Genomic DNA, 25,550 nt, shown 5'->3' with positions numbered 1-25,550 from the left:
CTTCTCGGTGGGGGGTTTCACGGGGTGGTGATGGCCGGCCGCGGCGGGGTCGCCATCTTGTTGCCGATGAAGAAACTGGGGTGCGGGGGCTGGTTGTAGGCCGTGTTCTGCCAGGCCAGCGCCTCGCGGTACTGCCGGTCATGGAGCAGCGTGGTGATCTTCCGGTCGGTCTCGTACGGCGTGGAGTAGATCCGCAGCGCCTTGTTGTCGCTGGTCGGCCAGACCACCTCCTCGCGCCAGTCGCCGAGGATGTCGCCGGACAGCGACGGGGTGGCCTTGGTGCCGTTGTTGGAGTGCACCCCGGAGCCGGTGAGCAGCCGGGTGTCACCCGAGGTGCCGTACTTGTCGATGTGGGTGCCGTCCAGCAACTCGCGCACCGGGTCGCCGTCCCACCAGGCCAGGAAGTTGATCGAGGAGGGCTTACGGCCCTTGGCGCCGCCGCCCTCGTCGCGGATCTGGTCGTCCCGCGCGGACCACATCTCGGCGCCGTCGTTGCCCGCCCAGATGTCACCGGCCACGCCGCGCCCGTTGTCGCCGCCGGACGCGGTGGACCACAGCACCTGGCCGGTGCGCGCGTCGGCGAAGTACGAGCCCGGTTTCGAGGAGTCCTCGTCCACCTTGAAGTACTCCAGGCCCGCCCGGGAGGGGTCGAGATCACCGAGGTGGGCGGCGTCGCCGTGGCCGTTTTTGTTCGTCCACAGCCCGGAGCCGTTGTCGTCCACGGCCATCGAGCCGTAGACGATCTCGTCCCTGCCGTCGCCGTCCACATCGCCGGTGGCCAGCGCGTGGTTGCCCTGGCCGTCGTAGCCCTTGCCGGTGTTGGTGGAGCTGTTGGTGTCGAACGTCCACTGCCGGGTGAGCTGGCCTCCGCTGAACCTCCAGGCGGAGATCACGGTGCGGGTGTAGTAGCCGCGCGCCTCGATCAGCGAGGGGGTGGAGCCGTTGAGATACGCCGTCCCGGCCAGGAAGCGGTCCACGCGGTTGCCGTAGGAGTCGCCCCAGGAGGAGACGGTGCCGCGCGGCGGGACGTAGTCCACCGTGCTCATCGCGGCGCCCGTACGGCCGTTGAACATCGTCAGATATTCGGGTCCGCTGAGCACATAGCCGCTGGAGTTGCGGTAGTCGGCGGACGCGCTGCCGATCGCCTTACCGGCGCCGTCCACCGTGCCGTCCGCGGTCTTCATCGCGATCTCGGCCTGGCCGTCGCCGTCGTAGTCGTACACCTGGAACTGGGTGTAGTGGGCGCCGGAGCGGATGTTGCGGCCCAGGTCGATCCGCCACAGCCGCTGCCCCTGGAGGGTGTAGCCGTCGACGATGGTGTTGCCGGTGACGCCCGACTGGGAGTTGTCCTTGGCGTTGGTCGGCTGCCACTTCAGGACGAAGTCCAGGTCGCCGTCGCCGTCGAGGTCGCCCACCGAGGCGTCATTCGCCTCATAGGTGTAGTCCGAGCCGCCCGCCGGGGGTGAGATCGGCACATCGTAGTACCCCGGGCGGAACTGGATCGCGCTCGGCGAGGCGGGCTGCTCCGCCCCGTCCCGAATAGCCCGCACGGTGTAGTCGGCGCTGTTCGGGGCGTCCTTGTGGAGGTAGTTCGTGGTGGTGATGGGGGAGGAGTTGACCTTGACGCCACCCCGGTAGAGGTTGAACGTCACACCGTCCGGGTCGGTGGCCAGCCAGCGCCAGCTGACCAGGTTGTCATTGCCGGTGTGCACGCTCACCAGCCCCCGGTCCAGCTTCTCGAGCTGGGCCGCGGCGGCCGCCTTCGGGGTGGGCCCCTTGCCCTCGGCGGCCTCCGAGACGCTCACCAGCGAGGTGACGGTCAGCGCGCCCGCCGCGCAGACGGCGGCCAGCGCCCGGCCCCTGCGCGGGGTGGATCTGGGCGGATGAGCGGGGGGCGGAGTGTGCGAACTGTCCCGAGAGCGCACGTGGTCCTCCAAGGCTTGGGGGGAAAGGTGTGACCCCTAGTCGTCCCCTTGGCCTGAAAGGTTGCCGCCTTCGGGCCGACTTCTCGGGTGCGGGGCGAAACAGTCGAAACAGGGACTCGTCGGCCGCTACCGTCGAAGGGTGAAGGCCATTCGTCGATTCAGCGTGCGCCCCGTCCTTCCGGAGCCCCTGCGACCGCTCAACCGGCTGGCGCGCAATCTGCGCTGGTCCTGGCACCCCGAGACCCGCGAGCTCTTCGAGTCCGTGGACCCCGAGGGATGGCGGGAGTCGGGCGGCGACCCGGTGCGGCTGCTGGGCGCCGTGCCCCTCTCCCGGCTCGCGGACCTCGCCGAGGACCGCTCCTTCCTGCGGCGTCTCACGGCGGCCGCTGATGATCTGCACGACTATCTGACCGGGCCCCGGTGGTATCAGGGCCGGGTCGCCGCCGAGGACAGAGCCGGGCCGACCCCGGTCGAGTCCGTACCTGCTGTGTCCCCAGGCGCGCCCGTACCCTCCGTCCCACCCGCCCCCTCAGGACTCCCCACCGCCATCGCCTACTTCTCGCCGGAATTCGGGATCACCGCCGCCCTGCCCCAGTACTCCGGCGGCCTCGGCATCCTCGCCGGTGACCACCTCAAGGCCGCCAGCGACCTCGGCGTCCCCCTGATGGGCGTCGGACTGCTCTACCGCCACGGCTACTTCCGGCAGTCGCTCTCCCGCGACGGCTGGCAGCAGGAGCGCTATCCGGTCCTGGACCCCGATGAGCTCCCGCTCACCCAGCTGTGCGAGACGGACGGACGGCCCGTCCGGATCCCGCTCACCCTGCCCGGCGGCCGTCCGCTGCACGCCCGCGTCTGGCAGGCCCAGGTGGGCAGGGTGCCACTGCTGCTCCTCGACTCCGACGTGGAGGAGAACGGCCACGGCGAGCGCGAGGTCACCGACCGGCTCTACGGCGGCGGCAGCGAGCACCGGCTGCTCCAGGAGATGCTGCTGGGCATCGGCGGCGTCCGCGCCCTGCGCGCGTACTGCCGGCTCACCGGCCACCCCGAGCCCGAGGTGTTCCACACCAACGAGGGCCACGCCGGATTCCAGGGCCTGGAGCGCATCCGCGAACTGATCGCCGACGGGGCCGACTTCGACACCGCCCATGAGGCGGTACGGGCCGGGACCGTCTTCACCACCCACACCCCCGTGCCCGCCGGGATCGACCGCTTCGACCGCGAGCTGGTCGCCCGCCACTTCGGCGACGACGCCGAGCTGCCCGGGATCGAGGTCGAGCGGATCCTCGCGCTCGGCATGGAGACCTACCCCGGCGGGGAGCCCAACCTCTTCAACATGGCCGTGATGGGACTGCGGCTGGCCCAGCGCGCCAACGGGGTGTCCACCCTGCACGGCCGCGTCAGCCGGGAGATGTTCGCCGGGCTCTGGCCGGGCTTCGACCCCGAGGAGGTGCCCATCACCTCCGTCACCAACGGGGTGCACGCGCCCACCTGGACGGCCCCCGAGGTCACCCGGCTCGGCGCCCGCCAGTTCGGCCACCTCGGCGACTCCGAGCTGTGGGAGCTGCGCCGCACCCTGCGCAAGCGGCTGGTCGCCGAGGTCCGGCAGCGGTTGTACGCCTCCTGGCGGCAGCGCGGCGCGGGCACCGCCGAGCTCGGCTGGATCGACGGGGTGCTCGACCCCGACGTCCTCACCATCGGCTTCGCCCGCCGCGTCCCCTCCTACAAGCGGCTCACCCTGATGCTGCGCGACCAGGACCGGCTGATGGAGCTGCTGCTCCACCCCGAGCGGCCGGTCCAGATCGTGGTCGCGGGCAAGGCCCACCCGGCCGACGACGGCGGCAAGCGCCTCGTCCAGGAGCTGGTCCGCTTCTCCGACGACCCCCGGGTGCGCCACCGCCTGGTCTTCCTGCCCGACTACGGCATGGGCATGGCCCAGAACCTCTACCCCGGCTGCGACGTCTGGCTCAACAACCCGCTGCGCCCGCTGGAGGCATGCGGCACCAGCGGGATGAAGGCGGCCCTGAACGGCTGTCTCAACCTCTCCGTCCTCGACGGCTGGTGGGACGAGTGGTACGAGCCGGACTTCGGCTGGGCCATCCCCACCGCCGACGGCGACGCCATCGACGAGACCCGCCGCGACGACCTGGAGGCCGCCGCCCTCTACGACCTGCTGGAGCAGCGGGTCGCCCCGCGCTTCTACGACCGCGGCCTGGACGGCCTCCCCGGCCGCTGGATCGCCATGGTCCGCCGCACCCTCACCACCCTCGGCCCCAAGGTGCTCGCGGGCCGCATGGTCCGCGAATACGTCGAGCGCCTCTACGCCCCCGCCGCCCGCTCCCACCGGGCCCTGAACCTCGAGGCGGCCGCCGAACTGGCCACCTGGAAGACCCGGATCCGCGCCGCCTGGCCGGACGTCGCCGTCGACCACGTCGAGGCCCAGCTCACCCCACCCGCCCCGGGCGGCGCCGCCGAACTCGGCTCGACGCTCTCCCTCCGCGTCCGGGTGCGCCTCGGCGCACTGGACCCGGCGGACGTCGAAGTCCAGGCCGTGGCGGGCCGCGTGGACGACACCGACCACATCACCGACGCCACCCACGTCCCCCTCAAACCCACCGCGGGCCCCGACCTCGAAGGCAGCCGCCTCTACGAAGCCCCCCTGGCCCTCAACCGCACCGGCCCCTTCGGCTACACCATCCGCGTCCTCCCCACCCACCCCCTCCTCTCCCACCCCGCCGAACCGGGCCTCATCGCCATCCCCTCGGAGACCACATCCGAGGCGGCGGGAGTCCTGATGCGCTGAGCCTCCGGCGGCTAAACTGGTGACGGACCGTTCGGCACGGGGGAACGTGCCACCCCATGCCCGACGTCTCGGGGTGCACGAAAAAAGCCGGCCGCCGCCCGCGTGGTGGCTGGAATTGCCGACGGTCCCGGAGAGCACCGCTCTCCGGCCGTTCGTATTGAGATCTTGGACGTCGGCAGGACCTCAGCTGACCACCGTACGAGGTGGTCGGGCTGAGCCTGCCGGGCCATCGGTTCGACCACCCCGATCGAAGGGTTGAGAACTGGTGGACTGGGACACCGTCACCCTGCTCGTCCTCGCGGCCTTCGGCCTCGCCGGACTGATACTGACCCTGTCAGCGGAGCTCCTGTCCAAGCTCCCGGCCGTCATCGAGGCATGGCGCCGGGTGCGCACCACCTGGCGCGGAGGCGACGACTAGTGAGAGGACCGGCATGGGGCCGGTCCCCCGCAACACAACGCGTGCCGCCAACCCGGGCCACGACCGGAACGGAGCCGCCATGGCGGTCGACATCGTCTACGAGACTCATTCGATCACTGAGGACAACGAGAACGGCATCGCCACGGGCTGGCTGCCCGGCAGGCTCTCCGCCGCCGGGCGGCGCGTCGCCGCCGAACTCGGCGACCGCCGCCGCCACGACAATTTCGCGGCCGTCTTCGTCTCCGACCTCCACCGGGCGGTGGAGACCGCCCAGATCGCCTTCTCCGGGACCACCATCCCCATCCACCAGGACCCTCGACTGCGGGAATGCGATTACGGCGAGCTCAACGGCTGCCCCGTGACCATCCTTGCCCCCGAACGCTCCCGGCACATCGACGTCCCGTTCCCCGGTGGCCAGAGCTACCGCCAGGTCATCGCGGCCACCAGGGACTTCCTCCATGACCTCGCTGGCGACTGGAGCGGACACCGCGTCCTGGTCATCGCCCACTCCGCCAACAGATGGGCCCTCGACTGCCTACTGACCGGCGCCTCGATCGAAGACCTGGTCGACGCGCCGTTCAGATGGCAGGACGGCTGGCACTACACCCTTCCCACAGACTGGTCGGCCACCGGAGGCAATGAACCCGGCGAACGCTAGGCGGCCAGGTCGGGACCGAGCGAGGCGACGGTGGCAGGGGCGAGCCACACGAGCTGTGCGGTGACTCCGTTCCGAGAGAACCACGCCTGCACCCGCTCGGGCGAGGTCAACACCAACCGCTGCCCTGGCCCAACCACTTCGGTACGGCCGTCCTCATGGGCCATACCCCACGCCGCGATCTCCACGTCTGATTCTCCGGTGTCCTCGTACGGGTGGATACGGGCCACGGCGAAGAGGCGGGGCGCGGTGGCGAGGACGAGGGCGCGGAGTTCTTTGCCGAGGTCGAAGGGCTCGGAGGCGGGTTGTTCGGGGGATACGGTGGCCATGCGTGTCTCCTTGCTGAAAGGCGGAGTTGGGAGGGATGGGGGCCATGCGTGCGGCAGCTGTGAAACTGCCATCAGAAGGTGGCCTGGATCACAGCGTAGGGCGAAAGGTCGAATTACTTCTACGATGCATCGAGAAGTCTCTAACCTTGACTTCGTTCCAGTGACTCTTGCACCACCTGTGCGATCGTGGAGGACTGCATGCCGCCAAGGACAACTCCGACCGCACGTCAGCTACGCCTCGGAGTTGAGCTGCGCAAGCTCCGCGAGCGCGCGGGGCTCAACACCCGGGAGGCCGCTGAGCTGATCGGGGCCAACCAGGCCCGCATCAGCAACATCGAGACTGGACGCTTCGGCCTCAGCGAGCGCAGCATCCGCACCTTGGCCGGGAACTACGCATGCGGTGACGAGGCCCTGATCGCCGCGCTCATCGCCATGACCGGCAAACGGAAGCGCGGCTGGTGGGAGGAGTACCGGGAGCTGCTATCTCCCGGACAGCTCGACCTGGCCGAGTTGGAACACCATGCGGCGGCACTGTTGCTGGCTACTGTGCTCCACATCCCCGGCTTGCTTCAGACCGTCGATCACGCCCGTGCGGTCTTCGCCGAAGGGGTGCCCGCGCTCCCACCGCCCGATGTGGAAGACCGCGTCTCGTACCGCATCAAGCGACAACGCATCCTCTATGGCGAAAGTCCCACCCCGTGCAAGGCGGTGATCCACGAGGCCGCCCTCCGTATGCCCTTCGGCGGGCCACAAACGTCCCGAGCGCAGCTCAAGCACTTGATTGACATGAGCGAACGGGATCACATCACTATCCGGGTGGTTCCGTTCCGTAACGGCACGTTTGCCGGGTCCGGGCAGTCGATCAACTACTTCTACGGCCCCGTACCCCAACTCGACACGATCCTGTTGGAACAGGCGCACGGCTCCCTCCTACTCGACGCGGAAGCGCAGTTGCAGAAGTATCGGTTGGTGATCGGCAAGATGGAGGCCATCGCTCTGGAGCCGGACGAGTCTCGCGACTTCATCCATGGCCTCATACAGGAACTGTGACAAGGAGCAGCACATGGACCCGGTGTCATGGCGGCAGTCCTCCTACTGCCAGGAATCAGCCTCGTGCGTCAACGTCGCCGCAGGTGAGCGCGACTCGATAATGCTCCGCGAGAGCGAGCACCCCGAGGTCGTACTTTCGACCACTCGGGCGCGCCTGAGAACCTTCATATGCGCCGCCAAGGCCGGTCGGTTCGACCATGTCGCCGGACCCTGACGAGGCTGTGCGGCGGGGCGCGCCGCGATGCATCATCGGCTGGCGTATCCCTTAGCGACGACTCCGAGAGGTTCACGATCGATGGCTACAGCGGTACGTCAGGCATTGATCAACGCGCGGCGTTCAGCGGTTCACCTGGAAATGCGCGATATCTACACGCCCGGCGACCCTGACATCGCCGACTGGCGTGCCGGGGTGCGCTTCGACCCCGCAGAGCGGTGGCGGAGCTGGTTCGACCTCGTGGTATCGACAGTTTCACGCGGCGTTCGGATGCGGCGTGCCCGGATCATTTCCGAGCCCGTCAGTGAATACATCAAATTCGAGTACGACGTGACCGGGCGCCACAATGTCGCCGCAGGGGAGGAGGTGCGGTGGCTGCCCAGAAGGCGGGCGGCTGACTTGGCGCTTCCGGGAGCGGACTTCTGGCTGATCGACGAACAGGTTGTGATCTTCAACCACTTCGATGGCGATGGGAACTGGAACCCGACCACGGACATGGAGGTTCGGTACGAGCCCGACACGGCTAGGCTGGCCGCTTCCGCGTTCGAATCCGTTTGGGAGCGTGCCTTGCCCCACTCGCAGTACTGGCCACTGTGAACCGTCTTGTGGTGGCAGCGCGGTACCGATTTCCCGTTCCGGAAACGTGGATCTCTTGCGCAATGGCTTCGATGCCCGCGAGTATCGACGCGGAAGTTCAGGACAGGGAGGGGACCGATGAAGGTATCGATGCTCGTCAGCACGTGCGACATCAAGGATTGCCCGACCATCTACGCCACGGACCGGGATACCCTGCTGGTGCAGGGTGAGGTGCCCACTGACCATGGGCTGGAGATTCCTGCGAACGAAGGCATCGTGGAGATTCCGATGCAACTCCTCTTCGATCTCATCAGGAAGGCGCTTCGTGACAAGCTCGTCTAAGAACCTCGGCGAGCTGTTCGACAGCTTCGAACGCGAGGCATTCCGACTTGAGACGCTGGACGACTACAGTGGTTCGGGTAATACGGAAGCGTACCGCAGGTTCCTCGCAGGAGAGCCGCGCCCGGAGAGCTACAACGACGAATGGGTAGCTGAACTCCGGTCCCATACGAGCAAAGGGAAGCGCATCTACCGGGTGCACATCCTTTCGCGTCCCCTCACGCCGTACCTTCGGTTTGAACTTGGCTGGGGGTATCGAACGAATCAGGCCGGCGGTGAAGAGTTTTTCATTCTCGACACCACGGACAAGGCCAACCCCCTCGATGGCGTAGGGGACTTCTGGCTGTTCGACAGTGGAACGCCCGTCGCCATGTACTACGACGACGCAGGAGCGGTCACCGGGCGTGAAACCTTGCCCGAGGCCCGTTCCTCTGAATTCGTCGCGTACCGCGACACGGCACTGACCCACGCGGAGCCCTTCTCTGAATGGTGGGCGAAACACGGGGAGTGAACAGAGGGGAGCTCGGAGCAGCGCTGCGGGCGCTTCGGTTGGCATCCGGTAAGGAAGCCAAGACCGTGGCCCGCAGTGCTGTCATGTCTACCAGCAAGCTGAGCAAGATTGAAACGGGCAAGGTTGCACCGTCTGTTGTGGACGTAGAGAGCATCCTGGTGGCGCTTGGAGTCTCCGAAGAAGTCAAGGTCAAATACCTTGAAGTGGTGCGAGCGGAGACAACCGAAACGACGGCGTGGCGGCTTGTACGCAGGCTGGGAGTACACAAGGCCCAGCAGCAGACCAGAGCGCTTGAATCTCGAATGAAGCTGCTGCAACTTTTCCAACCAGCCCTTGTGCCGGGCTTGCTGCAGACCCCCGAGTACATTCGTGCTGTCCTCACTCGCCATGATCTGAGCGAAGAAACTTTGACGCGTACCACCACTGCTCGTCTTGAGCGGCAACAGGTTCTGTACGACGATGCCAAGAGCCTCCGGTTCGTCGTCACTGAGAACGTACTGCGGTGGCGCATTGTATCGCCCTCGAGGATGGCGGAACAACTGGACAGACTCATCTCGGTTTCACGGCTGCCCAATATAGACCTCCGTGTTGTCCCATTTTCGATGGCGCAGCGTGATATAGCGAACCATGCGTTCGTCATTCGAGACAAGAGGACCGTGACCGTTGAAACCATCCATGCCGAATTGGTGGTCACGGATCCGAGAGATGTTTCGCAGTACGTTGACAAGTTCGAACGCTTTGCATCCACTGCCCTTTGTGGTGACGGCATGCGGAGAATGATCGAGGACGTAAGGAACGATTTCTTGCGCGAACAGGAAATCGGCTAGATGTAGTTCCCGGCTGCCCATAGGTTGAACCGAGCCGCCACATGCGGGGGAGTGTCACCTATGAAGATCACTGAAGAACATATCGACGCCATGCGTTCCGAGCGCTACCGAGCGGCCGGAGAAGACGCGAGAGCGATTGCTGAACTGCTCCGAGAGGCACTGGGCCGTCTCGGCTTCACCGCGGATGTGGCCATGCCGCACGGTGAAAAGGGCGACGCCCTGTTTTGGCCGGTCCTGCGGGGCGAGGTGACGGTCTCGGGCCACCCCATGGTCGCTCTCGGCCGTATCCCGCTCGACAGCGCGAATCGGCTCGCGGAGATTCTCATGCGCGCCGCTCTGGAGGAGCAGACCAAGAAGGCCACCACTCGGTGAGCCGTTTCTAAGACCCCCGTCCCGGCTGGACCGGAGCCCTGGCAGGTCGAGCCCAGCGCGGAACGGGTGCATGTGCACGACGGCGCGAGGAAAGCCCCCGCGTCGACAGCACCGAAGGGAATCATCTCCATGCGCTTACGCGGATTCAAGGCCGTCGTCCGACAGGACCCGGAGGACGACGGGCCGACCGAGGGCGGCCAGCAAGGCGGATGTGGCGACGGTGATGGCTGCGGTCGGCAGTAGTCGCGTGATGCAGACGGGCGGCCTTCACTCCGCGTGGGGGCCGCTCTCATCGAGAGAGCGAGCGCATGCACCATCACGGCTACAGCTGGTTGGGGTCCGCACATGAGTTGCTCAAGGACGGCCCCCGGCGTCCCTTGCACCCGGAGTTCGGATCCAGCAAGGTCGTTCCCTTGGAATGTGCCCACTGGCTGCTCAAACCGGCCTCCTTCGTCCAGGGGACCTGGACCGATTCGCGGCAGGCGGCCGAATGGTTCGGGCAGCAAGTGCGCGCTTCCGCAGTGGCGTTCGCGTCGGAGCGTGAACGGGACGCCATCCGGCTCTCAGAGGCGGTCGCCCGCGCCGGCGAACGAGTGGCGAGCGGTGAGGACGTGGTCGGCGGCTGGTATCTCACGGGGCAGAGATTCCTGTCCGTCTGCCTCATCGCGTGCAGTCCGCACCGTCTGCGCCCCGAGCTTCCCTGCCCCGTTGGCACTGCTGAAAGGATCAATCCGGTACCAGGTACTCCCACCGCTTGACGCGTGCGCAGCTGCGCAGACCGGCCTTCTTGGCTGCCGCCCCTGCCTCCTCCGCGCTGTCCTTGGCGATGTTGGCGCTCATGGCGAGCAGCAGCTCCCTGCCGGGCTTGAGGATCTGGATGACGCTGTGCATCGTGTACAGCTCTTTCGCGTACGTGTCCAGCTTGCCCAGCCAGGTGTTCAGCGCGGCCCGGGCGGCCGCGGAATCGGGTTGGGGCAGCTCTTTGATGTCCTTCCGCAGATCCCTGATCAGAGCGTTCCGCTTGCGGACCTTCGTCAGGTCCTCCGAGCCGAGCGTCTTGCCGTAGGCCAGGTCCCCGGTGAACCGGTCGGTGATGGTGTCGCACTTCTTGTCGGCGCTCTCGACCAGCCCAGGGGGTGACGACGAGCAACCGCCCAGGGCGGCCACGGCGACCAGCACGACCCCGCCGAGCCCGCTCGCCCGCAAGGGGGCGCTGGCTCGGCGGGGCCGATGGCGATAGGTGCTCTCGTCGCGCATGTCATCCCGCCTCCGCCGTGGGCCATGAGGGCCGGGACGCCCCGGCCACCAGCCGGGATGGTTTCGCACCTGCCTCGGGACCTCTCCCCGGACCGTGCGCATCGCAGGGGGAGAGGGTGAGTTGTCCGGTTGTGTACTTTCCGTGGCTCAACGGGACTCGTAGGCTCGCAGGTTGGCTGTCCGACCGTTTCGGGAGGTGTTGTGCGAGACCAGAAGATGTACTGCTACACCTGTGGAACTGACGAGCTGCACCGTCGCCTCACTGCCAACGAGAAAGCCTGGCTCAAGAACCGCACAGTTCGGAAGACGGTCGAGGAGTTCTTCGTGTGCAAGGCGCCCGGTTGCCGCAATCTGCGCACTGGATTCCAGAAGCGTCCCTTCGACGGCCCCCTTCGCTTGCCTGACGACCTCTGATCGCGCATGAGGCAGCGCGCCGTGCGGCAGATGCGTTTGCCGCACGGTGGCGTCGTGCCGCCGGCGCCCCTGCGAAGGTCGTGGTTGAACGCGGGACGAACATTGGATGAGAGGTAGGCCATACCGGCCATATGTGCGTTCTTGGAGCGTACATTCGCCCCCCTGAAGCCATTGCATGCACGGGGGGCAACCATGAAGTGGCTGGAGCAGTTGACTGCGCCCGAGAATCTGTTGGCGCTGCTCGGCGTCGTCGTGACGGTCGGCGGGCTCTCGTATGAGCGGCTGATTCCCGGGCGGAAGCGCATCGGTTATCGCGTGCAGATGGACACGTTGATAGACGACAGCACCCAGGACGGGCCGATTCATCAGCGGTTGCGGATGCTGGAGAATACTCCGGATCTGGCCGGGGCCTCACTCGTCCTGTTGCGGATTGAGAATGATGGGTTTCGGAGCATTGACGCCGACGACTACATCACGGCGCCGGCGACGAATCACCGTGGGCTCACCGCGACCTTTCCCAATCGCATCGTGCGGGACGTGGCGGTCACCGAACCCAGCCATCCGGATCTGCTGCGGCATCTGCCGCAGCGCGGGACGCCGGAGAATCCCGGGCTGGTCTGTGCGGGCAATGAGATCTCGCTGCCCCGGGTGCCGCTGAACAAGGGGGATCACTTCAAGCTGCTGGTGCTGCTGACGGGCGCCGGGACCGATAAGCCGCCGCATGTGGGCGGGCGGATCAAAGAGGGCAGGATCCGGAACAATGAGAAGTTCCGGCGGCCGAGTAACCGGATGCTCGGGCTCATCGGCAGTCTGCTGGCGATGCTGATCCTCCAGTCGTTCGGTATGCGGGTGTGGCGGGACGATCCGCCGCCGCGCGGCTGCGCCGGGGGAAGTCTGACGATTGTCGGCTCGACCGCGTTCAAGCCGGTGGCGCAGGACGCGGGCACGGCGTATCAGGGCGACTGCCGGGACGCCCATGTCACCGTGGAGGCGCAGGGCAGTGGGCGCGGTACGAAGACGCTGATCGACGTCGGGGAGGCGGCGAAGGGCGGATTCCCGTCGTATCTCGCCTTTTCCGACGGGCCGGAGGGGGACGGGGACCCCAAGCTCAAGGAGCATCTGGTGGCGCTGTCCGTATTCAGCGTGGTGGTGAACAAGGACGTACGGATGACCGATCTCTCGCTCGACGATCTCCGCAGGCTCTATTCGGGCCGGATCACCAACTGGAACCAGCTGCCCGGCGGGCCCGATCTGCCGGTGCGGCTGGTGAGCCGGGACGCGAAGTCGGGGACGCGCGGGGTGTTCGAGAGCCGGGTGCTGGGCCGTAATGAGATCTCGCGGACGTCCGACAACTGCCGGACCCCGAAATTCACCGGGGACACCGTCGTCCGCTGTGAACTGGACAGCACCGGCGAGGTGTTGAAGACGGTGGCGAACACCCCCGGGGCGATCGGCTACGCCGAATTGCATTCCGCCGAGGAGAGTGCCCAGAAGGGGGCTCTCCATCTGGTGGCGCTCGACAACCGCAAGCCTTCCATCGACGCGGTGCGGAAGCGGATCTACCCCTTCTGGGAGCCGGAGTACGCGTACACCTACACCGCGCCGCCCCCGAACTCCCTGACCTCGAAGTTCCTCGACTATCTGGCCGGGGACACCGGGCGGAACCTCATCGAGAAGCATGGCCATCTGCCCTGCGCGGCCGCGGAGAACCAGCGGGCGTGTCAGCTGGCCACCGGCGGACGGTAGGGGACAGCGGGGCGACCGGTCGGCCGGGCGATTACCGAAGCCCGGCCGACCGGAGGGGGTCACTTGACGTTGACGCCGCCCCAGGCGTTGTCGACCGCCTTGTACTCGGCGCTGCTCGCGCCGTACAGCGCCTTCGCGGCCTTGAGGGTCGCGGTGCGGGCCTTGGCGTAGTTGGTGGTCGAGGTCATGTACGTGGTCAGGGCCTTGTACCAGATCTTCTCGGCCTTGGCGCGGCCGATGCCCTTGACGGTGCGGCCGTCCTTGGTCGGGCTGTTGTAGGTCACGCCGCCGATGACCTTGCTGCCGCTGCCCTCGGACAGCAGGTAGAAGAAGTGGTTGGCGATACCGGAGGTGAAGTGCGGGTCGTCGTTGCCCACGCCGCTCTTCCAGTAGTCGTAGGACAGGCCGTCCTTGCTGGGCTTGTCCATGTAGCGCAGCGGGGTGCCGTCGCCGTTGATGTCGAGCTTCTCCCCGATGAGGTAGTCACCGGGGTCCTTGGCGTTCTTGGCGTAGAACTCCACGGCGGTGCCGAAGATGTCGGAGGTGGCCTCGTTGAGCCCGCCGGACTCGCCGCTGTACTCGAGGTTGGCGGTGGCCGAGGTGAGCCCGTGGCTCATCTCGTGGCCGGCGACGTCGAGCGCGGTGAGGGGCTTCTTGTTGTCCGCGCCGTCGCCGTAGGTCATGCAGAAGCAGGCGTCGTCCCAGAAGGCGTTCACGTACGCGTCGCCGAAGTGGACCCGGGAGTACGCGGCCTTGCCGTTGCCCTTGATGCCATTGCGGCCGAGGACCTTCTTGTAGTAGTCCCAGGTCATCGCGGCGCCGTAGTGGGCGTCCACGGCGGCGGTCTGCGCGATGGTGGGCTTGCCGTTGCCCCAGACGTTGTCGGCGTCGTAGAACGCCGACCCCTTCTTGGTGTCGTCCCACGAGTGCTTGAGGTTGTACGTCTGGTGGCCGCCGCGCGCGGTGTCCTTCAGCAGCCACTGGCTGCCGCTCTTGACCGAGCCGACGGTGACCTTGCCGTTGTGCTGACCGGTGCCGGTGCCGTTCTCGATGGCCTGGAACTCGTAGAGCTTCCTGCCGGAGTCGGCGTCGGTGATGACGTGCAGCTTGCTGGGCGTACCGTCCTTCTGCACCCCGCTGACGACCGTCTCGTACGCCAGGGTGGGCTTGCCGGTGGCGGCCCAGATCACCTTGCGCGCGTGTCCAGAGCCCGCCTTCTTGTCGCCCGCGGCCCGCGCGGCGCCGAGGGCGGACCGCTCGGCACCGGAGGGGGCGATGGCGGCGCTGGTGTCGCCGACCTCGATGTCGGCGTCGGTCGCCTTGTCGACACCCTGGGAGGCGCCGCTCGCGGACTCATGGACGATCAGATCGCCGCCGAGGACCGGCAGTCCGGCGTAGGTGCGCTCGTAGCGGGTGTGGGTGGTGCCGTCGGCGTCCTTGACGACGTCCCTGACGACCAGCTTCTCCTTGGCCCCGAGCCCCAGCGACTTCGCGGTGGAGACGGCGGTGGAGCCCGCCTCCCGCAGCAGCTCGGCGCGGACCGAGGGGGAGAGCGAGACGGTGGTGGCACCCGAGCGGGCGGCCGAGGAGGGGGCCGCGTTCGCGGATCCGGCGGTGGCGCCGGCGGCGAGCAGGGAGGCGGCCAGGGTCGCCGCTCCGGCGGCGAGGGCGGTACGCGAGCGTCTGAGACGGGATATGCCGGATATGGACGACGTCGAACGTGAATCCACGCGTATCTCCAGTTGTGATGGGGAGTTGGGCGAAGCTTCCGCCCAACGCGACAAAGATGTCGCTTTGCCGTGGATAAAACATACCGGTGCCCGGGGCCTGAGGCCCCGGGCACCGGCAGAGTGTCGTGCGGTAACTCAAATGGTTTTACTTGACGTTGACCCCGGCCCAGGCGGCGTCCACGCCCTTGGCCTCGGCGCTGTCGGCGCCGAAGAGGTCCGTGGCGGCCTTCTGGGTGGCCTCACGGGCGGCGTGGTAGTCGGTGTTGGAGGTCATGTACGTGGTCAGGGCCTTGTACCAGATCTTCTCGGCCTTGTCCCGCCCGATGCCCTCGACCTTGGAGCCGTCGGCGGTGGGGCTGTCGTACTTCACACCGTTGATCTCCTTCGCGCCGCTGCCCTCGGACAGCAGGTAGAAGAAGTGGTTGGCGACACCGGAGGAGTAGTGCACGTCCTGGTCGCCCACACCGTCGGACCAGTTGTCCGCGGACTGGCCGTCCTTGCTGGGCTTGTCCATGTAGCGCAGCGGGGTGCCGTCGCCGTTGATGTCGATCGCCTCGCCGATGAGGTAGTCACCGACGTCGGTGGTGTTCTTGGCGTTGAACTCCACGGCGGTGCCGAAGATGTCGGAGGTGGCCTCGTTGAGACCGCCCGACTCGCCGCTGTACTCCAGGCCCGCGGTCTTGGAGGTGACGCCGTGGCTCATCTCGTGGCCCGCGACGTCGAGCGCGGTCAGCGGGGCCTTGTTGCCCTGGCCGTCGCCGTAGGTCATGCAGAAGCAGCTGTCGTCCCAGAAGGCGTTGACGTAGCTGTCGCCGTAGTGCACGCGGGAGTAGGCGCCCTTGCCGTCGCCCGCGATGCCGTCGCGGTTGTGCACGTTCTTGTAGTAGTCCCAGGTGGCGGCGGCGCCGTAGTGGGCGTCGACGGCGGCGGTCTGGGGGTCGTCCGGCTTGCCGGTGCCCCAGTTGTCGTCGTCGTCGGTGAACGCCTTGCCCTCGCCGTCCTCCTTGTTCTCCAGGTTGGTGGTCTTGTGGCCGCCGCGGTCGGCGTCGGTCAGGGTGTAACCGCTGCCTTCCTTGCTGGTGCCGAGTTCGACCTCGCCGCTGTACTCGCTGGCGCCCTTGCCGGTCTCGATGCCCTGGTATTCGTAGAGCTTCTTGCCGGTGGCGGCGTCGGTGATGACGTGCAGCTGGTTCGGGGTGCCGTCCTTCTGCACCCCGCCGACGACGGTCTCGTAGGCGAGCACGGGCTTGCCGTCGGCGGCCCAGATCACCTTGCGCGGGGCCTGGTCGGCCGCCGCCTTGGCGGTGTCGTCGGCCTTGGCCAGCTTGACGGCCGACTTCGCCGCGGCGCTCGGGGCGATCCCGGCCGTGGTCGAGGCGACCTTGACGGTGGCCTTGGTGGCCTTGGTGACGCTCTTCACGTCACCGCCCTTGGCGCGGTGGACGATCAGGTCGCCGCCGAGGACGGGCAGGCCGTCGTAGGTGCGGTCGTAGCGGGTGTGGGTGGTGCCGTCGGCGTCCTTGATGACGTCCTTGACGACCAGCTTCTCCTTGGCGCCGAGGCCGAGCGACGAGGCGGTGTCCGCCTTGGTCGCGTTGGCCTCGCGGAGCAGCTCGGCACGGGCCGAGGCGGTGAGCGCCGCGGGCTGGGCGCCGGACTTGGCGTCGGCCGGGGCGGCGCCCGCGGTTCCGGCGCTCAGGCCGGAGGCGAGCAGGGCCGCGGCGGCGACGGCGGTACCGGCCGCGATGGCCGAACGCCGCTTGCCGGCACCGGATATGGGCATGCTGAAGGTCTTGCGCACGCGATCTCCTCGTTGCTGTGGGGGGTCAGCGCCGGGCTGCGGGGAAGTGCGGCCCGGTGCTGAACAAGAGGTACTGATGCGTAATGCGTTGGGCACACTGTCACACAAGTCCGGGACATGTCACGGGTTTCACGACAGGTCGAAGGGAAAATGTTCGTTGAATGCTGATCAACCTTCGGATTCCGGACGGGTGGGCGTAAGACTCGGGGCCCAAAAGAGGCGCCGCCAGGGGGAGTCGGGTCGACCCCTGGCGGCGCCTGTCCTGGGTGAGCCGTACGGCTCGTCAGAACGTCAGAGCGTCAGAACCTTCAGAACGTCAGCTTCCAGCTGTTGATGTAGCCGGTGTCCTGGGCGTACATGTCCTGCACCCGCAGCTTCCAGGTGCCGACCGCGGTCTCGGAGGACGCGTCCACGGTGTACGTGGTCCGCACGTCGTCCGCCGAGTCGAAGAGGCTGCTGTCCTTGAGCCGGTAGGCCGTACCGTCCGGGGCCACCAGGTCGATCACCAGGTCGCCGCGGTAGGTGTGCACGATGTCCACGCCCACCTGGAGGTTGCTGGGCGCGTTGCCCGCCCGGCTCACCGAGATCGGCGAGGTGACCGGCTCACCCGCGTCCGGGATGGTGATGTCCGCGGTGTTCTCGAAGACATTGCCGCCGCTGGTGTTGACCGTCCAGGTGAAGGACGCCGTACCGGTCTTGCCGGCCGAGTCGGTCACCGTGACGGTCACCGGGCTGGACCCTTCGGTGGTCGGGGTGCCGGAGATCAGACCGCTGGAGGAGTTGATGGCCAGGCCCGCGGGGAGCCCGTCGGCCGCGTAGCTCAGCGCGCCCGGGTTGGAACTGGTCGCGGTGATCTGGAGGCTGGTGGCCTGGTTGACGATGCTGGTCTGGTCGCCGGGCGGGGTGACGGTGACGCCGTCCGCGATCCGGGTGCCGACGTTGACCCCGGCCCAGGCGTTGGCCACCGCGTTGTACTGCGCGCTGCCCTGGCCGAACAGCTCGCCCGCCGCCCACAGCGTGGCGTCGCGGGCGCCCGCGTAGTTGGTGTTGGAGGTCATGCGCTGGCTCAGCGCCTTGAACCAGATCTTCTCCGCGTTGTCCCGGCCGATGCCGGTGACCGGGAGGTTGTCGTACGTCGGGCTGTTGTAGCTCACGCCGTTGATGACCTTGGCGCCGCTGCCCTCGGAGAGCAGGTAGAAGAAGTGGTTGGCGATGCCGGACGAGTAGTGGACGTCCACATTGCCGACCCCGGAGTACCAGCTGTCCTTGGAGGCCCCGTCCTTGCTGGGCTTGTCCATGTAGCGCAGCGGGGTGCCGTCGCCGTTGATGTCGATCTTCTCGCCGACGAGGTAGTCGCCGGGGTCGTTCGCGTTGTCGGCGTAGAACTCGACGGCGGCGGCGAAGATGTCGGAGGTGCCCTCGTTGAGCCCGCCGGACTCACCGCTGTAGGTGAGGTTGGCGGTGGCCGCGGTGACACCGTGGCTCATCTCGTGCGCGGCGACATCGATGGAGGTCAGCGGCTTGGCGTTGCCCGAGCCATCGCCGTAGGTCATGCAGAAGCAGGCGTCCTGCCAGAAGGCGTTGACGTAACCGCTGCTGTAGTGGACCCGGGAGTACGCGCCGACGCCGTCGCCCCGGATGCCGGTGCGGCCGTGGACGTTCTTGTAGTAGTCCCAGGTCTCGGCGGCGCCGTAGTGCGCGTCCACCCCGGCGGTCGCGGCGTCGGAGGTGGTGCCGTTGCCCCAGACGTCGTCGGCGTCGGTGAAGAGTGTGCCGGTGCCCGAGGTGGAGCGGTTGAGGTTGTACGTCTTGTGGTTGCCGCGCCCCGCGTCGGTGAGGTTGTACGAGCCCGAGCTGCCCGAGGTGCCGAGGGTTACCTGGCCGCTGTACTGGCTGTTCCCGGTGCCCGTCTTGACGCCCTGGAACTCGAACAGCTTCTTGCCGGTGGCCGCGTCGGTGACGACGTGCAGCTCGTTCGGGGTGCCGTCCTCCTGGAGGCCGCCGACGACCGTCTCGTACGCGAGGGTCGGGGTGCCCTTCGCGGCCCAGATCACCTTGCGGGGTGCCCGGTCGGCCGAGGTCTTACCGGAGCCCTGCGCGTTCGCCGCCCGCACGGCGGCCTTCTCGGCGGTGGCGGGCGCGACGGCGGCGCTGGTGGTCGGGACGGTCAGCCGGGCCTTGGTGGCCTTGGCGACGGTCAGCGGCGCGCCGCTCTTCGCCCGGTCGACGACCAAGTCGCCGCCGAGGACGGGGAGTCCGGCGTAGGTGCGCTCGTAGCGGGTGTGCGTCGTGCCGTCGGCGTCCTTGGTGATGTCCTTGACGACCAGCTTCTCCTTGGCCCCGAGCCTGAGGTCCTGGGCGGCCTCGCCCTTCGCGGCGTCGGCCTCGCGGATCAGCTTGGCGCGCTGGGCCGGTGACAGCTTGACGGGGAGGGCGCCGGGGTCGGGGGCGCCGGAGATCGTACGGGCGGCGGGGCGGTCGGCCACGTTCGCGGAGTTCGCGGCGGAGTCGTCCGGGCGGGCGGCGGCGGTGCCGCTCTGGAAGCCGACGCCGATCATCGCCGCCGCGACGACCAGCGCACCGGTCGCGATCGCCCGGTTGCCCGGGGTGCGGCCGGATCTGCGGCTACTGGGTCTGAGGTGCCGTTGGGGGAGGGATCTCACGCTGACTCCTTCTGCGCTGGCCGCGCGGTGGCACGGCCGGGACGACCGGGCGGCTGGATCGCCGTCCGGGCAGGGCAGGGCAGAACGCGTGCTGGTGTGAAGGGTGGTGGTGGCTGTGGCTTCGGGTGCGGCTACGGGCTGGGGGAAGCGCCGCGCCTCGGCCGAGGGAAGAGTGCCACCAATGGACTTGACCTGTCAGGATCGCGACAAAAACTTGTCTGGAAAGTGTCCGTTGACAGGTGTGCCGTGTTCATATGGCGGTGATTTACGGTCAATTTCGGTAAGGGGCGATGTCGGTGGCGTATCCCAGCATCATCCGCCATGTCCCACCCTCACGTCCCGCCCCCTTGTCCCGCCCCCCGAACCCGGCGAACCCGATCCGCGCCGCCGTCAGCGCGCGGTGGAGTCGAAGCGTGGCTCCTCGCGCAGCAGGGCGCTCAGATCGGCACCGGGGCGCAGCTCCGCCGGGTCCTCGCCGCGGCGGAAGAGGATGGCCCCGGCGTCGATGCCGCCCAGGGTCAGCCGGTCCGCGTTCCGGCGGAGCCAGGTGCCCTCGCGCAGGCCGACCACCGGGACGTCGTTCTCCTCGAGGAACTGCTCGAGCCGCTGGGCCCGGCTCTCGCCCATGTGGGCGGTGTCCGGCTTGGCGTCGAGGTAGTGCGGGTTGATCTGGAACGGCAGCAGGCCGAGCGCCTCGAAGGTGGGCGGCTGGACGATGGGCATGTCGTTGGTGGTGCGCAGCGTCGGGCAGGCCATGTTGGTGCCCGCGCTGGAGCCCATGTAGACCGCGCCCGCGGTCACCCGCTCCCGGATCGCCCGGACCAGATCGCGCTCGTGCAACGCCTTGAGCAGCCGGAAGCTGTTGCCGCCGCCGACGAACACCGCCTGCGCCCCGCGCACCAGCGCGGCCGGGTCGTCGGCGGTGTGCGCGCCGGTGACCTCCACGCCCAGCGGCTCCAGGGCCGAGGCCACCTGGGCGGTGTAGCCGTCGTGGTCGGCCAGCGCGTACGGCACGAAGACGAGCCGGCGCGCGCCGTCCAGCGCCGAGGCGATCTCCTCCCGCGCGTGTTCCAGATAGCCACGGCCGGGCGCGGCGGAGTTCGACAGCAGCAGCAACTGCATGAGGGGGCCTTTCCGAGACGGGTCACGAGACGGATCACAAGGGTGGCGGCGGGACGCCGGACGGCTCGGCGCCGTTCCGTGCCGACGCCGCGTCGTTCCGTGCCGACGCCGCGTCGTTCAGGGCCGACGCCGCGCCGTTCAGCGCCGCTCGCGGTGCGGGGCGCGCCGGGGCCGGGCGGGCGTCAGTGCCCGGCCCAGATCGGCGGCGCCCTGCAACAGCGGTGCCACCAGCTGCTCCCGGCGCCGGCGCAGCACCTCGGCGGTGGCGGCCAGGGTCAGGGTGCCCACCGGACGTCTGCCCACCAGAACCGGCGCGGCGAGCGCCGCGGTGTCCGGATCGTACTCGCCCTCGGAGTAGGCGTAGCCCTCGCGCCGCACCTCGGCGAAGCGCTCCTCGAGCCGCACCGGATCGGTCAGGGTGTGCTCGCCGAAGCGCGCCATCGGGCGGCCGTACAGCAGCACGGCCCGGTCACCGGCCGGGAGCATACCGAAGTAGGCGCGGGAGGTGGCCCCGGCGTGCGCCGGGTACAGCTCGCCCGCCAGCACGTAGTAGCGCAGCGGTCCGGTGGCCCCGTCCACCGCCGCGACGCAGCGCATATGGACCCCGTCCGGGACCGCGAACAGCGCGTTCACCCCGACCGCCCCGGCCAGCGCCTCCAGGGTGGGCCGGGCCAGGCTGGCCATGCCGCCGCCCCGCTCCCACACCCAGGACAGATGCCACACCGCCGGGCCCAGCCGGTAGCGGCGTGAGCGCTTGTCGGAGACCAGGAAGCCCCGGTAGGCCAGTGCGGCCAGCAGCCGCTGGGCCACCGACTTGTCCAGCCCGAACTCCTCGGCGATCTCGGTGACGCCCCACTCCGGGCGCTCCCGGTCGAAGGACAGCAGCACATTCAGCACGCGGTCCGCGGTCTGGAGGGGCGGGGCACCGGTTACGGGCGTCTGTTCGGCCATGACGAAAGGGTAAACATTCTCGGATATAGAGAAAACATTGCGCACTGCGCGACAGCGGGCGGACCCTGGCCAGGCCGATGCCGGGAGGATCCCTGGCCAGGCCGGTGCCCGGTGGCAGTGCCCGCCCCGCGCACCGCTTCCCCGCTCGGGTCCGGTCGGGCCATCGCCGTCACCGACCGCGTCATTCCGATCGACCGCGCCACCCCGACCACCGCTTCACCCGCCGTGAGAGGCCAGCTGTGCTCAAACACGTCCTTGACATCATCGAACTCCTCGACCGTCCGCAGACCAGCGGCGCCCTGCTCGCCGACCACCTGCGCGCGGTCCAGGCCGTGGCCGGAGCCGACCCCCAGACGGCGCCCGCGGTCGAGGTACGCACCATCGAGGGCGACAAGGGCAGCACGGACTTCGTCTCCGTCACCGTTCCCGGCCGCCGCGGCAAGCTGTCCGGCGGCGCCGCCCCGACCCTGGGCATCCTCGGCAGGCTCGGCGGAGTCGGCGCCCGCCCGGAGCGGATCGGGCTGGTCTCGGACGCCGACGGGGCGGTCGCGGCGCTGTCCGCCGCGGCCAAGCTGCTGGACATGCACGCCCGGGGCGACGTCCTGGACGGCGATGTCACGCTCTCCACCCACGTCTCCGGCTGGGCCCCCACCCAGCCGCACGACCCCGTGCCCTTCATGGACTCCCCGGTGGACACCCTGGTGTGCAACCGCGAGGAGATCTCGCCCGCGATGGACGCGGTCGTCTCCATCGACACCACCAAGGGCAACCGGCTGCTCAACCACCGCGGTGTCGCCCTGTCGCCCACGGTCTGCCAGGGCTGGATCCTGCGGGTCAGCGAGGACCTGGTGTCCGTCCTGGAGAGCGTGACCGGCGAGTCGGCGCGGATCCTGCCGATCACCACGCAGGACATCACCCCGTACGGCAACGGGGTGCACCACCTCAACTCCATCCTCCAGCCCGCCGTGGCCACCACCGCCCCCGTCGTCGGCCTCGCGATCACGGCGGGCTCGGCGGTGGCCGGATGTGCCACCGGCGCCAGCCACGAGACCGACATCGCCGTCGCCGCCCGGTTCGCCGTCGAGACCGCGAAGGAGTTCGGCCGCGGCGTCGCCCGCTTCCTGGACGCCGAGGAGTTCGCGCGCCTGGTCGAGCTGTACGGACCCATGACCCACCTCCAGGCCCTCACCCCGGCGGGGTGACCGACCCGTCCGGGGTGACCCACCCGTCCCCGCCCCGGACCCCGCAGGAGTCCCCATGAACCCGAACCCCCAGGCCACCGCCGCGGCCGCGGACGCCCCACCGCGGTCGCACCCCAGAGCCTTCGAACCGGTCACCCTCATCCTGACCATCGTGCTGTCGGTCCTCGGCGCGCTCATCGGCATCGTGCTGATCACCACGCTCGGGGTGTCGCCCAATACGGCGGTGATCGGCGCCCTGGTGGCGATGCTCATCGGCCGTATCCCGGTGGGCGTCCTGACCCGGATGCGCTCGAAGCACCGGCAGAACCTGGTGCAGTCGGCGATCTCCGGCTCCACCTTCGCCGCGGCCAACTCCCTGCTCACCCCGATCGCGGTGCCCTTCGCCCTCGGGCGCGACGACCTGGTGTGGCCCATGCTCGGCGGGGCCGTCATCGGCCTGGCGATCGACAGCTGGGTGCTGTACCGGGTGTTCGACTCCAAGCTGCTGCCCGCCACCGGCTCCTGGCCGGCCGGTATCGCGGCGGCCGAGACGATCAAGGCCGGGGACACCGGCGGGCGCAAGGCCGCGATCCTGGGCGTGGGCGCCCTGGTCGGCTTCGTCGGCGCGCTGTTCAAGCTGCCCACCAGCGCCGCGGGTGTGGGCTTCCTGGGCAACATCTGGGCGCTCGCCATGTTCGGCATCGGGCTGACCGTGGGGCAGTACGCCCCCGACTTCGGCTTCGACCTGGGCGCGCACCATGTGCCGCACGGGCTGATGATCGGCGCCGGGCTGGTCGCCCTGACCCAGGCGCTGCTGCTGATGCGGACGCGGAAGGGCGGGGGCGGGGGCGGGGGCGCTGGCGCTGATCAGGCGGAGAGCGCCGACGGCGGCCCGGACGCGGGTGGCGGTCCGGACGCCGAGGGCGGCCCGGGCGTCGATGACGCCGACGGTGGCCGTACGGTCCAGGCCCCACAGCTGCGGCGGGGACTGCTGGAGGGCATGGGCCTCTTCGTCTGCGGCGCGGTCGTGGTCGCCATCGCGGGCGGCGTGGGCGGCGGGCTCTCCCTGCCCGCCCTGGTCGGCTGGGTGCTGCTGGCCGGTGTCGCCGCCATCGTCCACCAGCTGATCGTGGGGCTGGCGGCGATGCACTCCGGCTGGTTCCCGGCCTTCGCGGTCACCCTGATCTTCCTGATCATCGGTCTGGTGCTGCACATCCCGACCGTCCCGCTCGCCCTGCTGGTCGGCTACACGGCCTCCACCGGCCCCGCCTTCGCCGACCTCGGCTACGACTTCAAGGCGGGCTGGCTGCTGCGCCGGGACGCGGCGCCCTGGCGGCCCTTCGAGATCGAGGGACGGCGCCAGCAGTACCTCGCCCAGCTCGTCGGCTTCGGTGTGGCGCTGGTCGTCGTCGCCGTCGCCTGGAAGGCGTTCTTCTCCGACGGCAAGGTGCCGCCGGTCGCCGAGGTCTACGTCACCACCATCAAGACCGGCCTCGAGCCCGGCACCATGACCACCATGCTGCTGTGGGCGATCCCCGGCGCGCTGGTCCAGCTCATCGGCGGACCCTCCCGGCAGATGGGCGTCCTGCTGGCCACCGGACTTCTGGTGGCCACGCCCCAGGCCGGATGGATGGTCCTCGGCGCCCTGGTGATCCGTCAGCTCTACACCATGTGGCGGCGGCGCGGGATCGCCGACGCGAGGGCGCGCAAGGAGTCCGACGAGCAGGCCGAGAACGAGCTGTCGCTGGTCGGCGCGGGACTCGTCGCCGGAAGCTCCCTCAACGACGTCGGCCAGCTCACCAAGGCGCTGTGAGGAAGGACATGCACGCTGTGGACACCACCGAGGCTGTGGACACCACGGAGAGCGTGGACCGCGACCACCCGGCGGGCGGCCCGGCCCTCGGCCTCGTCACCATCGGCCAGGCCCCGCGCGCCGACCTCCGCCCGGACGCCGAACCGCTGCTGCCCGGGGTGCGCCTGGTCGAACACGGCGCGCTCGACGCCGACCGGTTCGACGGTGACGCCGAGGCCGCGACCCGTCGGCTGCTGGCCCCCGAGCACGGCGAGGCACCGTTGGTCTCCCGGCTGCGCGACGGCCGTTCGGTGCTGCTCGGGCACGGGGCGATCGTCCCGCGCATCGCGGACGCGGTCGGCCGCGCGGAGCGGGACGGCGCCGCCGCGACGCTGCTGCTGTGCACCGGCCGCTTCCCGGCGGTACGGGCCGGGCGGCCGCTGCTGTTCGCCGAACCGCTGGTGCAGCAGGCCGTGGCCGCGGCCGTGGGCACCGACCCGGTGGGCATCGTCTGCCCGCATCCGGACCAGGCGGAGGACGTCTCCCGGCGCTGGGCGGAGCTGCTGCCCGGCCGGGTGGAGGCCGCGGTCGCCGATCCGTACGGCCCCGCCGAGCGCGTCCTGGACGACGTGGCCGCCGCCGCGCGCGGCCTGGCCGAGCGCGGCAGCTCCTGGCTCGTCCTGGACTGCATCGGCTACACCGAGCGGATGCGCACCGCCGCCCTGCGGGCCGCGGGCCGCCCCGTACTGCTGGCCCGCGCCATCGCCGTCCGGATGGCGGCGGAGGTGGTGGCGGCCTCGGCGTAACGGGCGCGCGGCGCCTTGGCGCACTCTCCGCCCGCACCCTTCGTCCGACCCGCGATGCGCCTCATCCACCG

23 protein-coding genes are annotated in these 25,550 nt (G+C 69.1%); 15 read left to right on the top strand and 8 right to left on the bottom strand.

What is annotated here, in order from left to right:
• Positions 1–17: 17 nt before the first annotated feature.
• Positions 18–1,925 (bottom strand): rhamnogalacturonan lyase, encoded by a 1,908-nt coding sequence (locus KHP12_RS18750; RefSeq protein WP_372455205.1) that lies wholly within the window; start codon positions 1,923–1,925, stop codon positions 18–20.
• Positions 1,926–2,064: 139 nt separating this feature from the next.
• On the opposite strand from KHP12_RS18750, the gene glgP reads away from it, so the two are divergent.
• From glgP to KHP12_RS18735, 3 genes are all read left to right on the top strand, one after another.
• Positions 2,065–4,725, top strand: coding sequence for an alpha-glucan family phosphorylase (gene glgP / locus KHP12_RS18745; RefSeq protein ID WP_210609897.1), 2,661 nt, complete (start codon positions 2,065–2,067; stop codon positions 4,723–4,725).
• A 265-nt stretch (positions 4,726–4,990) separates the two neighbouring features.
• Positions 4,991–5,143, top strand: a complete 153-nt coding sequence (locus KHP12_RS18740) for a hypothetical protein (RefSeq protein WP_167442434.1) — start codon at positions 4,991–4,993, stop codon at positions 5,141–5,143.
• A gap of 79 nt (positions 5,144–5,222) precedes the next feature.
• Complete coding sequence (locus KHP12_RS18735) at positions 5,223–5,801, top strand: histidine phosphatase family protein (protein ID WP_086880939.1); 579 nt, start codon at positions 5,223–5,225, stop codon at positions 5,799–5,801.
• Here the strand turns inward: KHP12_RS18735 and KHP12_RS18730 are convergent.
• Complete coding sequence (locus tag KHP12_RS18730) at positions 5,798–6,127, bottom strand: hypothetical protein (protein ID WP_086880926.1); 330 nt, start codon at positions 6,125–6,127, stop codon at positions 5,798–5,800. The two genes, KHP12_RS18735 and KHP12_RS18730, sit on opposite strands and share 4 nt — an antisense overlap.
• Positions 6,128–6,325: 198 nt before the next feature.
• On the opposite strand from KHP12_RS18730, the gene KHP12_RS18725 reads away from it, so the two are divergent.
• The 7 genes from KHP12_RS18725 to KHP12_RS18695 all read left to right on the top strand — a co-directional run bounded on the left by KHP12_RS18725 (position 6,326) and on the right by KHP12_RS18695 (position 10,016).
• Entirely contained in the window at positions 6,326–7,177 is an 852-nt protein-coding gene (locus KHP12_RS18725; protein WP_086880927.1) for a helix-turn-helix domain-containing protein, read from the top strand.
• A complete protein-coding gene (locus KHP12_RS18720) occupies positions 7,155–7,391 on the top strand; it encodes a DUF397 domain-containing protein (protein ID WP_308016833.1) in 237 nt (78 codons plus the stop codon). The genes KHP12_RS18725 and KHP12_RS18720 overlap by 23 nt, the downstream gene beginning before the upstream one ends.
• Before the next feature lie 81 nt (positions 7,392–7,472).
• Complete coding sequence (locus KHP12_RS18715; protein ID WP_086880929.1) at positions 7,473–7,988, top strand: DUF6879 family protein; 516 nt, start codon at positions 7,473–7,475, stop codon at positions 7,986–7,988.
• Positions 7,989–8,105: 117 nt separating this feature from the next.
• Positions 8,106–8,309 carry a hypothetical protein gene (locus KHP12_RS18710; RefSeq protein WP_037964362.1) on the top strand — a complete coding sequence of 68 codons (204 nt, stop codon included), beginning with the start codon at positions 8,106–8,108 and terminating at the stop codon, positions 8,307–8,309.
• Positions 8,293–8,817, top strand: a complete 525-nt coding sequence (locus KHP12_RS18705; protein ID WP_086880930.1) for a DUF6879 family protein — start codon at positions 8,293–8,295, stop codon at positions 8,815–8,817. The genes KHP12_RS18710 and KHP12_RS18705 overlap by 17 nt, the downstream gene beginning before the upstream one ends.
• Positions 8,814–9,644 (top strand): helix-turn-helix domain-containing protein, encoded by an 831-nt coding sequence (locus tag KHP12_RS18700; RefSeq protein WP_086880931.1) that lies wholly within the window; start codon positions 8,814–8,816, stop codon positions 9,642–9,644. The genes KHP12_RS18705 and KHP12_RS18700 overlap by 4 nt, the downstream gene beginning before the upstream one ends.
• 60 nt (positions 9,645–9,704) lie before the next feature.
• Positions 9,705–10,016 carry a hypothetical protein gene (locus KHP12_RS18695; protein WP_086880932.1) on the top strand — a complete coding sequence of 104 codons (312 nt, stop codon included), beginning with the start codon at positions 9,705–9,707 and terminating at the stop codon, positions 10,014–10,016.
• 726 nt (positions 10,017–10,742) lie between these two features.
• On the opposite strand, the gene KHP12_RS18690 is transcribed toward KHP12_RS18695, so the two are convergent.
• The gene (locus tag KHP12_RS18690; protein WP_086880934.1) at positions 10,743–11,273 is read right to left on the bottom strand and encodes a hypothetical protein; all 531 of its coding nucleotides are present in this window, start codon (positions 11,271–11,273) and stop codon (positions 10,743–10,745) included.
• A gap of 201 nt (positions 11,274–11,474) precedes the next feature.
• Here KHP12_RS18690 and KHP12_RS18685 point away from each other — a divergent pair, with 201 nt between their 5' ends.
• Both KHP12_RS18685 and KHP12_RS18680 read left to right on the top strand, forming a co-directional pair.
• Complete coding sequence (locus KHP12_RS18685) at positions 11,475–11,687, top strand: hypothetical protein (RefSeq protein ID WP_086880935.1); 213 nt, start codon at positions 11,475–11,477, stop codon at positions 11,685–11,687.
• Between the two features lie 192 nt (positions 11,688–11,879).
• Positions 11,880–13,433: a phosphate ABC transporter substrate-binding protein gene (locus KHP12_RS18680; RefSeq protein WP_086880936.1), complete on the top strand. Its 1,554-nt coding sequence runs from the start codon at positions 11,880–11,882 to the stop codon at positions 13,431–13,433.
• A gap of 59 nt (positions 13,434–13,492) precedes the next feature.
• On the opposite strand, the gene KHP12_RS18675 is transcribed toward KHP12_RS18680, so the two are convergent.
• The 5 genes from KHP12_RS18675 to KHP12_RS18655 form a co-directional block, all read right to left on the bottom strand.
• The gene (locus KHP12_RS18675) at positions 13,493–15,163 is read right to left on the bottom strand and encodes a M4 family metallopeptidase (protein WP_086880937.1); all 1,671 of its coding nucleotides are present in this window, start codon (positions 15,161–15,163) and stop codon (positions 13,493–13,495) included.
• Between the two features lie 145 nt (positions 15,164–15,308).
• A complete protein-coding gene (locus KHP12_RS18670; RefSeq protein WP_037964394.1) occupies positions 15,309–16,946 on the bottom strand; it encodes a M4 family metallopeptidase in 1,638 nt (545 codons plus the stop codon).
• 326 nt (positions 16,947–17,272) lie between these two features.
• Complete coding sequence (locus KHP12_RS18665) at positions 17,273–19,522, bottom strand: M4 family metallopeptidase (protein WP_211834873.1); 2,250 nt, start codon at positions 19,520–19,522, stop codon at positions 17,273–17,275.
• 495 nt (positions 19,523–20,017) lie between these two features.
• Positions 20,018–20,749: a dipeptidase PepE gene (gene pepE, locus KHP12_RS18660; RefSeq protein WP_086884300.1), complete on the bottom strand. Its 732-nt coding sequence runs from the start codon at positions 20,747–20,749 to the stop codon at positions 20,018–20,020.
• 138 nt (positions 20,750–20,887) lie between these two features.
• Positions 20,888–21,700, bottom strand: coding sequence for an IclR family transcriptional regulator (locus KHP12_RS18655; RefSeq protein WP_086884301.1), 813 nt, complete (start codon positions 21,698–21,700; stop codon positions 20,888–20,890).
• Positions 21,701–21,939: 239 nt separating this feature from the next.
• On the opposite strand from KHP12_RS18655, the gene KHP12_RS18650 reads away from it, so the two are divergent.
• From KHP12_RS18650 to KHP12_RS18640, 3 genes are read left to right on the top strand one after another with little or no spacing between them, the layout of a single operon-like run.
• The gene (locus KHP12_RS18650; RefSeq protein WP_211833191.1) at positions 21,940–22,902 is read left to right on the top strand and encodes a DUF1177 domain-containing protein; all 963 of its coding nucleotides are present in this window, start codon (positions 21,940–21,942) and stop codon (positions 22,900–22,902) included.
• A gap of 55 nt (positions 22,903–22,957) precedes the next feature.
• A complete protein-coding gene (locus tag KHP12_RS18645; RefSeq protein WP_211833190.1) occupies positions 22,958–24,694 on the top strand; it encodes an OPT/YSL family transporter in 1,737 nt (578 codons plus the stop codon).
• 8 nt (positions 24,695–24,702) lie between these two features.
• The gene (locus KHP12_RS18640; protein ID WP_246648622.1) at positions 24,703–25,479 is read left to right on the top strand and encodes an AroM family protein; all 777 of its coding nucleotides are present in this window, start codon (positions 24,703–24,705) and stop codon (positions 25,477–25,479) included.
• Positions 25,480–25,550 lie beyond the last annotated feature (71 nt).

The organism is Streptomyces asiaticus, from assembly GCF_018138715.1.
Classification (GTDB): Bacteria; Actinomycetota; Actinomycetes; order Streptomycetales; family Streptomycetaceae; genus Streptomyces; species Streptomyces asiaticus.
This window is presented reverse-complemented; position numbering and strand designations above follow the sequence as displayed.

What these genes read in the sequence shown, in the direction of transcription:
- KHP12_RS18645 (WP_211833190.1), top strand. Translation starts at nt 22,958, where the DNA reads ATGAACCCGAACCCCCAGGCCACCGCCGCGGCCGCGGACGCCCCACCG.
- KHP12_RS18670 (WP_037964394.1), bottom strand. Translation starts at nt 16,946, where the DNA reads ATGCCCATATCCGGTGCCGGCAAGCGGCGTTCGGCCATCGCGGCCGGT.
- KHP12_RS18655 (WP_086884301.1), bottom strand. Translation starts at nt 21,700, where the DNA reads ATGGCCGAACAGACGCCCGTAACCGGTGCCCCGCCCCTCCAGACCGCG.
- KHP12_RS18710 (WP_037964362.1), top strand. Translation starts at nt 8,106, where the DNA reads ATGAAGGTATCGATGCTCGTCAGCACGTGCGACATCAAGGATTGCCCG.
- pepE (WP_086884300.1), bottom strand. Translation starts at nt 20,749, where the DNA reads ATGCAGTTGCTGCTGCTGTCGAACTCCGCCGCGCCCGGCCGTGGCTAT.
- KHP12_RS18665 (WP_211834873.1), bottom strand. Translation starts at nt 19,522, where the DNA reads ATGATCGGCGTCGGCTTCCAGAGCGGCACCGCCGCCGCCCGCCCGGAC.
- KHP12_RS18695 (WP_086880932.1), top strand. Translation starts at nt 9,705, where the DNA reads ATGAAGATCACTGAAGAACATATCGACGCCATGCGTTCCGAGCGCTAC.
- KHP12_RS18640 (WP_246648622.1), top strand. Translation starts at nt 24,703, where the DNA reads ATGCACGCTGTGGACACCACCGAGGCTGTGGACACCACGGAGAGCGTG.
- KHP12_RS18715 (WP_086880929.1), top strand. Translation starts at nt 7,473, where the DNA reads ATGGCTACAGCGGTACGTCAGGCATTGATCAACGCGCGGCGTTCAGCG.
- KHP12_RS18735 (WP_086880939.1), top strand. Translation starts at nt 5,223, where the DNA reads ATGGCGGTCGACATCGTCTACGAGACTCATTCGATCACTGAGGACAAC.
- KHP12_RS18720 (WP_308016833.1), top strand. Translation starts at nt 7,155, where the DNA reads ATGGCCTCATACAGGAACTGTGACAAGGAGCAGCACATGGACCCGGTG.
- KHP12_RS18730 (WP_086880926.1), bottom strand. Translation starts at nt 6,127, where the DNA reads ATGGCCACCGTATCCCCCGAACAACCCGCCTCCGAGCCCTTCGACCTC.
- KHP12_RS18725 (WP_086880927.1), top strand. Translation starts at nt 6,326, where the DNA reads ATGCCGCCAAGGACAACTCCGACCGCACGTCAGCTACGCCTCGGAGTT.
- KHP12_RS18680 (WP_086880936.1), top strand. Translation starts at nt 11,880, where the DNA reads ATGAAGTGGCTGGAGCAGTTGACTGCGCCCGAGAATCTGTTGGCGCTG.
- KHP12_RS18690 (WP_086880934.1), bottom strand. Translation starts at nt 11,273, where the DNA reads ATGCGCGACGAGAGCACCTATCGCCATCGGCCCCGCCGAGCCAGCGCC.